The organism is Rhizobium sp. PRIMUS64 (genome assembly GCF_023006465.1).
GTDB lineage: Bacteria > Pseudomonadota > Alphaproteobacteria > Rhizobiales > Rhizobiaceae > Rhizobium > Rhizobium leguminosarum.
In genome coordinates, this window is sequence record NZ_JALBGX010000340.1 from 1 (window position 1) to 491 (window position 491).

At 58.5% G+C, this 491-nt stretch carries 1 protein-coding gene; it reads left to right on the forward strand.

The window, feature by feature from the left end:
* The coding region (locus tag MOV76_RS39470) for a nitrogenase component 1 (RefSeq protein WP_309506935.1) at window positions 1-491 on the forward strand (491 nt) is incomplete at both ends.

Genomic DNA, 491 nt, shown 5'->3' on the forward strand with positions numbered 1-491 from the left:
GTCGAGCGCGCGCCAAAGGCCAAGCTGAACCTCATCCACTGCTACCGCTCGATGAACTACATCTGTCGGCACATGGAGGAAAAATACGGCATCCCGTGGATGGAATACAATTTCTTTGGTCCGTCCCAGATCGAAACCTCCCTGCGCGAAATAGCCAAGCACTTCGGTCCGGAAATCGTCGACAAGACCGAGGCTGTCATCACCAAGTACCGGCCCCTGGTCGATGCTGTCGTCGACAAGTACCGGCCGCGCCTCGAAGGCAAGACGGTGATGCTCTATGTCGGCGGCCTGCGTCCTCGCCACGTCATCACGGCCTATGAGGACCTCGGCATGCGGATCGTCGGCACCGGCTACGAGTTCGCCCACAACGACGACTATCAGCGCACCGGCCATTATGTGAACAAGGGTACGCTGATCTATGACGACGTGACCGGTTACGAGCTGGAAAAGTTCATCGAAGGCATCCGCCCCGACCTTGTTGGGTCCGGCAT